General features: G+C 45.2%; 8 protein-coding genes, 6 tRNA genes and 1 rRNA gene. 9 read left to right on the forward strand and 6 right to left on the reverse strand.

Annotated features, from left to right (window positions below):
* Positions 1-96 (forward strand): 5S ribosomal RNA (gene rrf / locus HOP38_RS16480); the annotation flags it as partial.
* Between the two features lie 223 nt (positions 97-319).
* A tRNA-Trp gene (locus HOP38_RS16485) sits at positions 320-396 on the forward strand.
* Between the two features lie 163 nt (positions 397-559).
* On the opposite strand, the gene ilvY is transcribed toward HOP38_RS16485, so the two are convergent.
* On the reverse strand, positions 560-1,450 hold the full coding sequence (gene ilvY, locus HOP38_RS16490) for an HTH-type transcriptional activator IlvY (protein ID WP_038223308.1): 891 nt from the start codon (positions 1,448-1,450) through the stop codon (positions 560-562).
* A 145-nt stretch (positions 1,451-1,595) separates the two neighbouring features.
* Between ilvY and ilvC the strand changes: the two genes are divergently transcribed.
* Complete coding sequence (gene ilvC, locus HOP38_RS16495) at positions 1,596-3,080, forward strand: ketol-acid reductoisomerase (RefSeq protein ID WP_006075378.1); 1,485 nt, start codon at positions 1,596-1,598, stop codon at positions 3,078-3,080.
* A 121-nt stretch (positions 3,081-3,201) separates the two neighbouring features.
* Here ilvC and ubiK read toward each other — a convergent pair whose 3' ends face one another.
* From ubiK to HOP38_RS16515, 4 genes are all read right to left on the reverse strand, one after another.
* Entirely contained in the window at positions 3,202-3,453 is a 252-nt protein-coding gene (gene ubiK / locus HOP38_RS16500) for a ubiquinone biosynthesis accessory factor UbiK (RefSeq protein ID WP_006075379.1), read from the reverse strand.
* A gap of 113 nt (positions 3,454-3,566) precedes the next feature.
* Positions 3,567-6,683, reverse strand: coding sequence for a multidrug efflux RND transporter permease subunit (locus HOP38_RS16505; protein ID WP_031493888.1), 3,117 nt, complete (start codon positions 6,681-6,683; stop codon positions 3,567-3,569).
* A gap of 11 nt (positions 6,684-6,694) precedes the next feature.
* Positions 6,695-7,801: an efflux RND transporter periplasmic adaptor subunit gene (locus HOP38_RS16510; RefSeq protein ID WP_006075383.1), complete on the reverse strand. Its 1,107-nt coding sequence runs from the start codon at positions 7,799-7,801 to the stop codon at positions 6,695-6,697.
* Positions 7,802-7,819: 18 nt separating this feature from the next.
* Complete coding sequence (locus HOP38_RS16515) at positions 7,820-8,401, reverse strand: TetR/AcrR family transcriptional regulator (RefSeq protein ID WP_198558546.1); 582 nt, start codon at positions 8,399-8,401, stop codon at positions 7,820-7,822.
* A 177-nt stretch (positions 8,402-8,578) separates the two neighbouring features.
* On the opposite strand from HOP38_RS16515, the gene rep reads away from it, so the two are divergent.
* On the forward strand, positions 8,579-10,597 hold the full coding sequence (rep, locus tag HOP38_RS16520; RefSeq protein ID WP_038228634.1) for a DNA helicase Rep: 2,019 nt from the start codon (positions 8,579-8,581) through the stop codon (positions 10,595-10,597).
* A gap of 53 nt (positions 10,598-10,650) precedes the next feature.
* Here rep and HOP38_RS16525 read toward each other — a convergent pair whose 3' ends face one another.
* Entirely contained in the window at positions 10,651-11,064 is a 414-nt protein-coding gene (locus HOP38_RS16525) for a c-type cytochrome (RefSeq protein WP_031493886.1), read from the reverse strand.
* A gap of 295 nt (positions 11,065-11,359) precedes the next feature.
* Between HOP38_RS16525 and HOP38_RS16530 the strand changes: the two genes are divergently transcribed.
* The 5 genes from HOP38_RS16530 to HOP38_RS16550 all read left to right on the forward strand — a co-directional run bounded on the left by HOP38_RS16530 (position 11,360) and on the right by HOP38_RS16550 (position 11,938).
* Positions 11,360-11,436, forward strand: a tRNA-Arg gene (locus tag HOP38_RS16530).
* 29 nt (positions 11,437-11,465) lie between these two features.
* Positions 11,466-11,541 (forward strand) — tRNA-His (locus tag HOP38_RS16535).
* A gap of 68 nt (positions 11,542-11,609) precedes the next feature.
* Positions 11,610-11,686 (forward strand) — tRNA-Pro (locus tag HOP38_RS16540).
* Positions 11,687-11,730: 44 nt separating this feature from the next.
* Positions 11,731-11,806 (forward strand) — tRNA-His (locus HOP38_RS16545).
* Between the two features lie 55 nt (positions 11,807-11,861).
* A tRNA-Pro gene (locus HOP38_RS16550) sits at positions 11,862-11,938 on the forward strand.
* Positions 11,939-12,101 lie beyond the last annotated feature (163 nt).

Here is a 12,101-nt window from a genome sequence, read left to right on the forward strand (position 1 = left end):
GGACCCACCTGACTCCATGCCGAACTCAGAAGTGAAACGCAATAGCGCCGATGGTAGTGTGGGGCTTCCCCATGTGAGAGTAGGACATCGCCAGGCTTTGAACAACATGTGTTTAAGGGACGTTTTAGATAGGACTTTAAATAGACCACTGCGGAGTGGTAGTTCAGTTGGTTAGAATACCGGCCTGTCACGCCGGGGGTCGCGGGGTCGAGTGGTGTTTAATTCGGTTAGAATAACGAACTGTCGCGTATTGGGTGGCTTGTTCGGAATCTAACCTCTTCACCTAAGATATTAAATAGCTCTGATTAAATACGAAGTTAGGGGTGTAGCTCCAATTGGCAGAGCAGCGGATTCCAAATCCGCGTGTTGGGAGTTCGAATCTCTCCACCCCTGCCATATTCAAAGGCTCTGACTTAGGTCGGAGCCTTTTTTGTTTTCGCTTTTTCAAAGCGATGTGTTGGGAGCTGGGTCGCCAGCCCGGTCAAATCTCTCCACCCCTGCCATATTTGAAGGCTCTGATTTAGGTCAGAGCCTTTTTCGTTTTTGATGATTATTAATGCTAAGGCTGGATATACACTTTCTCCGCCACTTTCCAGAAAGCTGAGAGCAATTGATTCTCTAGATTAGAGCGTTTACATACCACGCCAAGTTTGAATGGTTTAATAGGCTCTAGTTTTAGGCGTTGAATTTTATCTCGAACTGGGCTGTTTACGATAACCACTTCCGGAGCAATTCCAACGCCACATCCCAGTGCAACCATACTTACAATTGCCTCATGTCCTGATACTTGAGCGTATATATTGGGTTTAATGCGCATTTTTTTAAACCACGCATTTGCTCGCTCTCGTGCTGTTCCTGCTTCGGGGACAATGAATGGGATCTTGTTCCAATCAGGCAGCCCTTCGGCTAATTCCAAGCCAAAACTACTAACACCAACAGGGGCTATTACAGAGAGTGGTATGTCACTGATCGGCTCAAACTCTAATCGAGCAGGTAACAGCTCTGGTAATGCTGAGATGGCTATATCGGTTTCATCGCTGAGGACTTTATCTATAGCTTGTGCAGGATCGCCAGTAGAGAGTTCGAACTCTATATAAGGGTAAAGCAATCTAAACTCGGCAAGTAACTCTGGGAGGTGGCTGTAGCTCGCGGTAACGGAACAAAACAGTCGAAGCTTACCTCTCAGCTCATTCTCTCCATGTTGGCTTTCTGATTGGAACTGCTGCCATTCACTAACGATATTTACAGCAATAGGGAGCAGTTTTTTTCCTGCTGGCGTGAGTTCGACAGAACGGTTGTCACGCAAGAACAAGTTTTGATGAGTATCTTGTTCAAGCTTTTGGATCTGTCTACTGAGGGCTGACGCACTGATATGCATTGCCGTTGCGGTTTTATTGAAGCTTTTACTCTCACACAAATGGATAAAAGCTTGGAGACTTTTAATATTCATAGTACTAAAGATATCTGTTGTTGCATTATTTGCAATGACAAATTGTGAATATATCACTTTAAGCAATTTCGACTCTGCATTAGTATGAACTCATTCGATGATAACCATCGACACTACGGACAGAATTCAACAGGAGAGCCCCACTATGGCTAACTATTTCAATACTCTTAACTTGCGTGAGCAATTGGACCAACTAGGTCGTTGTCGTTTTATGGATCGTTCTGAATTTGCTTCAGAAGCGGATTACCTAAAAGGTAAGAAAGTAGTCATTGTTGGTTGTGGTGCTCAAGGCCTAAACCAAGGCTTGAACATGCGTGATTCTGGCCTAGACGTGTCGTACGCACTTCGTCAGGCAGCAATCGATGAGCAGCGTCAATCGTTCAAAAACGCAAAAGACAACGGCTTCGTTGTTGGTAGCTACGAAGACCTAATCCCTCAAGCTGACCTAGTTGTTAACCTAACTCCAGACAAACAGCACACTAACGTGGTAGAAACGGTAATGCCGCTAATGAAAGAAGGCGCATCTCTAGGTTACTCTCACGGCTTCAACATCGTTGAAGAAGGTATGCAAATCCGTAAAGACCTAACGGTTGTAATGGTTGCACCTAAGTGTCCAGGTACTGAGGTTCGTGAAGAGTACAAGCGTGGCTTTGGTGTTCCGACTCTTATCGCTGTTCACCCAGAGAACGATCCTCAAGGCGATGGTCTTGAAATCGCTAAAGCATGGGCAGCAGCAACAGGCGGCCACCGTGCTGGTGTTCTAGAGTCTTCATTCGTTGCTGAAGTTAAATCTGACCTAATGGGTGAGCAAACTATTCTTTGTGGCATGCTACAAGCAGGTTCAATCGTATGTTACGAGAAAATGATTGCTGACGGTATCGACCCAAGCTACGCAGGTAAACTACTTCAGTTCGGTTGGGAAACTATCACTGAAGCACTGAAATTCGGTGGCATCACGCACATGATGGACCGTCTATCTAACCCTGCGAAAGTGAAAGCGTTTGACTTGTCTGAAGAGCTAAAAGACCTAATGCGTCCGCTTTACAACAAGCACATGGATGACATCATCCAAGGTGAGTTCTCAAGCACTATGATGGCTGACTGGGCAAATGATGACGTAAACCTATTAGGGTGGCGTGCAGAGACAGCTGAAACAGCATTCGAAAACTACCCTGCGTCTGATGTAGAAATCTCAGAGCAAGAGTACTTCGACAACGGTATCCTAATGGTGGCTATGGTTCGCGCAGGTGTTGAGCTAGCGTTTGAAGCAATGACGGCATCTGGCATCATTGATGAGTCTGCATACTACGAGTCTCTACATGAGCTACCACTAATTGCAAACACGATTGCACGTAAGCGTCTATACGAAATGAACGTAGTAATCTCAGATACAGCTGAGTACGGTAACTACCTATTCGCTAACGTAGCAACACCACTGCTTCGCGAGAAGTTCATGCCATCAGTAGGTACTGACGTAATCGGTAAAGGTCTAGGTGAGACATCTAATCAAGTCGATAACGGCAAACTAATCGAAGTAAACGATGTTATCCGCAATCACCCTGTAGAGTACATCGGTGAAGAGCTACGTGGTTACATGACAGACATGAAGCGTATCGCTGTAGGTGGCTAAGCCGACCAAATAAAAATCAGATAATAAAGTAAACACAACATAGCAAAGGGGGCTACCAATTGGTAAGCCCCCTTTTTTGTCTATGCAATTTGGCAATTTGCGAATACCGCAAAAAAAGCGATTACTTATCCGCTAGCTTTTGCTCTAGATCTGCTAGTTTTTGTTCCATCTCTGTCAGCTTTTGACGAGTGCGCAGTAGCACTTGAGTTTGCACATCAAACTCTTCACGGCTAACGACGTCAAGCTTATTCAATTGGCCTTGAATGACTTGGCGTACTTTCTGATCAACATCCGCACCAAGTTCTTTCACTGGTTGAGGCATTGAGTCGTGAATTTGCTTAGCAATCTGTTCAAGTTTCTTTGGATCAAACATGTCTGGTAACTCCTTAAGTGATACTTCTTATTCTATGTAATCCGATAAAGAAAGTCGTTATTTGAGCTAATAAAAAAGGCCACATTGTGGCCTTTTTCTAATTAGTCTTCACCTTAAGAGCGATTTTCTCGACAAGCTGCTGAAGCTGCGTCAACTCGAGCTATCTTCTCTAGGTCTTTGTCTTCAACAAAGACTGGTAGAGGTTTGTGCTTCTCTGCTAGGTAAGTATAAATTACCGGAAGAACAAACAGAGTAAACAGAGTACCAATAGCAAGACCCGCTACGATTACGATACCGATACTAAAGCGCTGAGCTGCACCAGCACCTGTGGCGTACATCAGTGGGATTAGACCTGCAATCATCGCCGCGGTTGTCATCAAGATAGGGCGAAGACGAACTTTCGCCGCTTCCATAACTGCTTCCATTCGGCTCTTCTTGTGGTTTAGCTGCTCTTCTTTTGCTACTTCACAGATAAGGATACCGTGCTTGGTGATAAGGCCGACCAAGGTAATTAGACCCACCTGTGAGTAGATGTTCATGGTGGCTGCACCCCATGCCAGAGCAATCAGAGCACCACATATCGCCAGTGGTACCGATACCATGATAACGAATGGGTCTTTGATGGACTCGAACTGGATAGCCAGTACCAAGAAGATAATCGCCAGAGCTAGACCAAACGTTGCGTAAAGCGCGCTTCCTTCAGTTACGTATTGACGAGCTTCACCCATATAATCATGGTTGTAGCCACTTGGTAGCTTGTTCTCTGCTGTTGATTCAAACCAAGCAATCGCATCACCCATTGCTACACCTGGAGCTGGAACAGCACCAACAGTGGCTGAGTTTAGCTGGTTGAAGTGAGGTAGAGAGCGAGGCTCTGCCACAACATCAATAGAGATTAAGCTGCCTAGCGGGATAGCTTGGCCATCATCAGAACGAACAAAGTACATGTTCATCGATTCTGGGTTTAGACGATATTTACGCTCAACCTGAGGGATAACCTCATAAGAACGACCATTGAGGTCGATACGGTTAACGTAACCATCTGCCATCATCGCACTCAGCGTGATACCAATATCTTGCATGGTTACGCCATAAGCGCCCGCCATATCTTTGTCGATATTGATTTTCATCGTCGCTGAATCGTAGTTCAGATCCAGTGTTGAATAAACAAACTGAGCATTCTTTTGTACGTCAGTCCAGATATCAGTTGCAATCGTAAACAAGCTTTCGAAGCTGTTAGGCGTGGTAATAACAAACTGAATCGGAAGGCCCGAACCTGCGCCTGGTAGCTCTGGCATCTGGAATGCTGTTACTGCCATACCAGGTACATCAGCCACAAGCCCACCTACTCGGTTAGCAACTTCTGCTTGGCTCGCTTCACGCTGGCTCCAAGGAACCATAGAAGCAATACCAAATGCTTGGTTTGAGTTAGGCACACCAGTGAACACCTGAGCGAACGCCACTTCTGGCTGATCAGTTAGGATTTTGTTTACGTCGTTCATGGTGTTTTGCAGGTAGTCTAAGTTTGCGTTAGACGGTCCTGTACCCATTAACATCACCACGCCTTTATCTTCCGATGGAGCCAGTTCACTTGGAATGAACTTAAACAGCATAGGTAGAGAAGCAAACACGATGACGGCAAACGCAATGATCACAGGACGGCGCTGCATTACCGCGCCAAGCATTTTTTCATAACGTGATGTCATGCCGTCTAGTACGTGATGTACTTTTTGCTCAAAGCGGTTTGGTGTCTCGTTGGCTTTAAGCAGCTTCGAACACATCATCGGTGATAGCGTTAATGCGATAATGCCTGATACAAATACCGACCCCGCCAACGTTAATGCGAACTCCTTAAATAACGAACCCGTGATACCACCCATTAACGCGATTGGCGCATATACGGCACCAAGCGTCAGCGTCATCGCAATAACTGGTACCGCAATTTCACGTGTACCAATAATGGCAGCGCGGAATGGGGATTCACCAAGCTTGATATGACGGTCAACGTTCTCAAGAACAACGATCGCATCATCTACTACCAGACCTATAGCCAGTACCATAGCCAGTAGTGTCATTAGGTTCCAAGAGAAACCAATCGCCTGCATTACCATTGCCACACCGATCAACGATAGCGGAATTGTCACGATAGGGATCAGTACTGCACGGAAAGAGCCTAAGAACAGAGTGATAACCACAAGTACGATAAGTGCTGCTTCAAGAATGGTCTTGATAACCTCTTGAATCGATTCGTTGATCGCAACCGTAGAGTCATACATCACGTTCATTTTGATGTTGCTAGGCAGGTTCTTCTCAAGTTGTGGAAGAAGCTGAAGTACATCTGCAGCAATGTTGATCGGGTTAGCACTAGGGGCCGCATTGATCGCAGCTACTACGGCTTCTTGACCATTAGCACTTGCTCGGTAAACGTCATGGCTCTTCTCTAACGTTACTTTAGCGATATCACCTAAGCGAATCACTTGTCCATCTTTAGAGCTCACTACAAGGTGTTTCAGCTCTTCAGTGTTTGAGACCTGAGTATCGGCACTGCCGTTGTACAGCACGAACTCACCCGTAGCCTGACCAGTTGCTGACTGGTAGTTGTTGGCATTGAGGACATTCATGATGTCAGAGGCTGTCATTTTAAGCGCGGCCATTTTTAGTGGATCTAGCCATACGCGAAGCGCGTATTTCATGCCACCATACATGTCGACCTTAGATACACCGTTTACGGTGAACAGCTGCGGGTTAATTACACGCTCTAGATAGTCGGTAATCTGGCTCGAAGCTAGCTCGTCACTGGTAAAGCCGATATAAAGTACCGCCGTTGTTGAGCCAGTAGACATAGTCACCGTTGGGTCTTCTGCTTCTTTAGGAAGCTGAGAACGAACAGAGTTGGTTTTAGCCAATATATCTGAAAGCGCCGCATTAGGGTCGGTATTTAGCTTCATGTTCACAGTGATGGTCGACTGACCAAGGACTGACTGTGACGTCATGTAGTCGATATTATCGGCCTGAGCAACGGCCTGCTCCAATGGCTGGGTAATAAAGCCCTGGATTAGGTCAGCACTCGCGCCGTAATAACTCGTGGTTACGGTAACCACGGTATTCGTCATTTCTGGGTATTCACGTACCTGCATTTTGAACACAGCTTGCAGACCAAGCAGTGCTATCAAAAAGCTGATCGATACCGCAAGAACAGGACGTTTTATGAAAACATCAGTAAAACGCATTTTGCCTCCAATTACAGCATCGGTGTCTCAGCCGGTGGTACTGTCGCATCGCTTTCTACCACTTTGACCTTGACGTCGTTACTTAGGCGAACTTGACCAGATGTAACGATGACATCATCTGCTTTCACGCCTTCTAGAATATGAGCGATATCGCCTGTGCGTTCACCCACTTTAACTACTTGCTGTTTAACGCGTTTCACACCATCAACATCTTCAACGACATAAACATTGTCACCGTATAGGGTGAATGTAATCGCCGTTTGTGGAAGGGTTACTTGGTTCTCAAGTTTAGGTAGGATGATATTTGCACGTGCAAACATACCGCTACGCAGCTTACCGTCGTTGTTTGGAATGTCCGCTTGAACTTGAATCAAACCACTTTGGATACTTACCGCAGGTTCAATCGCACTGATAGAGCCCTTAAACGCTTGGTTTGGATACGCATCAACGAAGATGTCTACATCTTGACCAATAGAAATACGAGAGAAGTCAGTTTGTGGAACCGTAAAGCGCAGTTTCATTAGGCTAGTATCTTCTAGGCGTACAATATGATCGCTTGGTTGAAGGTATTGACCCAAGAACACGTTACGAATACCAACAACACCACCAAATGGCGCTTTGATTTCACGACGGTCAATTTGAGCTTTCAAGCTTTCAATATCAGCAGATAGAGAGAAGTAACTAGCCTCCGCTTCATCATAAGATTCTTTTGAAATTGAACCTTTCTTATAAAGACCTTGGTAGCGCTTGTACTTTGCTTTTGCTGCAGGAAGGCGAGCTTCTGAGCTTTTAAGGTTGGCTTTCTCTACATCAGAATCAAGAGAAACAAGGAGTTGACCTTTTTCTACTTGAGAGCCTGACGCGAATGAGATATTGCTGATAACGCCACTGGTTTCAGAGGTTAACGTCACACCTTGGTTTGGTTCCACAAAACCAATAGCTTCGATAACCGGTACCCAATCAACAGGTTTCACGGTTGTTACGGTGACTGGAAACTCAGGCTCCGGGCGGTTTGCTAAATATTCAGCGATTTTCTGTTGCTTAAACAGATTGAAACCTATCACGCTGCCAAATAGCAGAACGGCGATAAGTAGCATGAAAAATGTCCACTTTTTCATTCTAACGAGAACTCCACATTAGTGTTTTATTATTGCATCCCAACTGGCTTCGATAGCTGCATCTAGCGCATCGTCATCCAGTTGATATAGACCCAGAGCATGCTTACGTGCAAGCGATACACTTGCTTCTAAGCTTAGTCCAGATAGGATTTCATTATCGAGGTTTTTAAAAACCCCTTGTTTCTTTCCTTCTGTGAATAGGTTGTCAACTTGGGCAAACATTTTTCGTTCTTGTTCCCTAGTTGTATAACAATTTTTCGAAGGAATAGAGTCATATTGAGCACGAGTTTTCAACGAATCGATGTTTGAAGCTGCGACGTGCCAGATATTGAGCCACATCTTACGATACTGCTCTTTCAATGGTTGGTCGGCTCCTACACCTGCTTGAACGGCTTTGGCCATGCGTGATACCACGTAAAGCCTCAATTCTTCTAACAGATGGTCTTTGTCATCGAAATATCGATATATTGTGCCAGCTGCAACACCGGCCTCATTGGCCAGTTTCTGCATTGATACGCCTTGAATCCCTTTTTCAGCCACCATTTTTTGTGCCGCTTCGAGGATTTGTAGTCGTTTATCACTGGTATTCATAGTCGTCATAGCCATCCGATAGATAGTGAATGAACGTTCATTCATTATAAAACAATTGAGGTATATTTACGCAACTTATTTTTAATCACTATTCTATAAAAGTTAAAAAATCCTACGGAGCGTGGCATTGTCAGCATTAGCAGTCTATTATGTGCGCGTTACAATTCGTGAGTAGTGAGCACACCAATGAAGCTAAATCCGCAGCAAGATATGGCGGTAAAATACGTCTCTGGTCCATGTCTGGTTCTTGCCGGGGCCGGGTCGGGCAAAACCCGCGTGATAACTAATAAGATAGCGTATCTAGTACAAAGCTGTGGTTATAAAGCGAGAAATATTGCTGCCGTAACGTTTACCAACAAGGCCGCGCGTGAAATGAAAGAGCGTGTAGGACAAACCTTAGGTAAAAATGAATCCAAAGGCCTTATGGTTTCCACCTTTCATACCATGGGACTCAATATCATACGTCGCGAGTATAAGGCGCTTGGACTCAAAGCTGGTTTCTCCTTGTTTGATGATCAGGACCAAATGGCGCTACTCAAAGAGTTGACCGAACAGCAACTCGATGGTGATAAAGACCTGCTGCGTTCACTACTCGGCGCTATTTCTAACTGGAAGAACGACATGCTGACTCCAGAGCAGGTAAAAGGCTCAGCTCGTTCAGAGCAAGAGCAGTTATTTGCGCACTGCTATGAAATGTATCAAGTACAAATGAAAGCGTATAATGCGCTCGACTTTGATGACTTAATTGCTCTGCCCGTTATTCTGCTAAAAACCAATGAAGAAGTTCGTACTCGTTGGCAAAAGCGAATTCAGTACCTGTTGGTCGATGAGTACCAAGATACCAACACTAGCCAATACGAATTGGTTAAGTTGCTGGTGGGAGAGCGTGCGCGTTTCACTGTCGTAGGGGACGATGATCAATCTATCTACTCGTGGCGCGGCGCAAAGCCTCAAAACCTGATTCTCCTGAACAAAGACTTTCCAAGCCTCAAAGTCGTGATGCTTGAGCAGAACTATCGTTCAACCAGTCGTATCTTGCGTGCGGCCAACATCTTGATTGCTAACAACCCGCACGTGTTTGAGAAATCGTTATTCTCAGAGATCCCTGACGGTGAAAAGCTCAAAGTACTCAAAGCCAAAAATGAAGATCATGAAGCGGAGCGCGTGACGGGTGAATTAATTGCGCATCGATTCGTGAATCGAACTGAATATCGTGATTACGCCATCTTATATAGAGGCAACCACCAGTCACGACTTATCGAAAAAGTCTTGATGCAAAACCGGGTGCCTTACAAAATTTCCGGCGGTACTTCATTTTTCGGTCGTGCTGAAATCAAAGACATCATGGCCTACCTGAGAGTTTTGGTAAATCCTGATGATGATAATGCTTTCTTACGTATCGTTAATACGCCTCGTCGTGAGATTGGTCCTGCTACGTTGGAAAAACTGGGTAGCTACGCCAATATGCGTGGAAAAAGTTTGTTCGAAGCTAGCTTTGAGTTGGGTTTGGAGCAGCACTTATCGGGGCGTGGCTTAGAGAACTTGCGACGATTCACGCAGTGGGTTGTGACTATAGCTGATAACGCAGAGCGCGGTAATACAGTTGAAGCTGTGCGTTCATTAGTTCGCGACATCAACTATGAAGATTGGCTCTATGAGACCTCTTCCAGTGCTAAAGCCGCAGAAATGCGCATGAAGAACGTTTCTGATCTCTACTCATGGATTGTCGCAGATTTAGAAGGCGATAATTATGATAAGGAAGAGAAGTCATTAAAAGAGGTCGTTCAACGGCTCACGCTTCGAGATATGATGGAGCGCGGAGAAGATGAGGACGACAGTGATGCAGTTCAGCTAATGACACTGCATGCCTCGAAAGGTCTTGAGTTCCCTTATGTTTATCTTATTGGTTCTGAGGAAGGTATCCTGCCACATCAAACCAGCATAGATGAAGATAACGTAGAAGAAGAAAGGCGACTAATGTATGTAGGCATTACTCGTGCCCAAAAAGAACTCACCTTTACTATATGTAAAGAGCGAAGACAGTATGGCGAGCTGATTAAGCCAGAACATAGTCGATTCTTAGATGAATTGCCGTTTGATGATGTCGAATGGGAACAAGCAAAAAAAGCGGTGTCTGCAGAAGAACGAATGCAAAAAGGTCAGGCACACATTGCTAATATTCGGGCAATGTTTAATAAGAAGTAAAAATAAACAAGGGGGCTGAATCAGCCCCCTTGTCGATCATTGAGTTCGTGACACTATAGTCCGGCAATCATATGCTCGATAGCATCAACGATTTCTTGGTCAGAACAGTCCATACAAGAGCCTTTTGCTGGCATCGCGTTGAAGCCATTAATTGCATGGTCTTTAAGAACGTCTTTACCTTGAGCAATACGAGGTCCCCAATCGGCAGCGTCACCCGTTTTAGGTGCGCCACTAACGCCAATGGAGTGACAGGCAGTACAGAAGGTGTTGTAAACGGTAGCGCCATCACGTGGACCGGTAGGTTCAGCAACCACAGGCTCACTACCTGCTAAGTAAACATCACCCACTGGTTTAATACGCTCTGCGATAGCGTCATATTCTTCTTGGCTCACATCCGCTGCGAAAGAGGCAGTAGAAAAAGTTAGTGCAGCGAACAACACTGTTAAGATTCGACGAGACATATCCATTAAACTCACTTTACTATCCAACAAGGTAGCAAGTCGGTGCTTGCTATTCATTTATACGATTTATTCTGCTTGCTGACTTAACGACTGTTAAATCAATGTAAACATTGGGTGATTATATCCTGTTAACTTGTTGCAATAAACCACAACTTTTCAGCTTCACGGGGTGAATCACATCGTAAAGCCACTATTTATTGCTTCAAAGTGCTGAAAAAGACAACAAACGAGAAAAAAAGTTGAAAAAGTACTTTACGACATAGTGTGATATACGTATTATTCCCATCCGCCGATAGGGCATGCGCCCGTAGCTCAGCTGGATAGAGCGTTGGCCTCCGGAGCCAAAGGTCGAAGGTTCGAATCCTTTCGGGCGCGCCATCCGGATAAAATATTGGCAAAACATAATGGTGGCTATAGCTCAGTTGGTAGAGCCCTGGATTGTGATTCCGGTGGTCGCGAGTTCGAATCTCGTTAGCCACCCCATTATTTTGGTGACTTCGGTTTCCAGTTTTGATTTAATCGAAACGAAAACGTTCTGAAAAGAACATTGTCGGTGAATAGCGCAGCTTGGTAGCGCATCTGGTTTGGGACCAGAGGGTCGGGGGTTCGAATCCCTCTTCACCGACCACTATTTCAGTTATCGTTATAAACGGTAACAAAACAAAATTTGTGGTGGCTATAGCTCAGTTGGTAGAGCCCTGGATTGTGATTCCGGTGGTCGCGAGTTCGAATCTCGTTAGCCACCCCATTTATTTTGGTAGCATTTGCTCCCCTTTACGAGTTAACTCGTAAAAAAACATCGTCGGTGAATAGCGCAGCTTGGTAGCGCATCTGGTTTGGGACCAGAGGGTCGGGGGTTCGAATCCCTCTTCACCGACCACCATTTAAAAGCCTCGTCGAAAGACGAGGCTTTTTTTCGTCTGAAATCTGGTTTATTGAACCGAAAGTTGGATGACAATGCGCAATAAGCTTTCGTCTTTAGTAGCTTTGTTTGTTAAATATCTAGCTCAAGTAAGTCTTGTCATGTGATGACGCTTTTTGCA

Source organism: Vibrio mediterranei (assembly GCF_013364395.1).
GTDB lineage: Bacteria > Pseudomonadota > Gammaproteobacteria > Enterobacterales > Vibrionaceae > Vibrio > Vibrio mediterranei.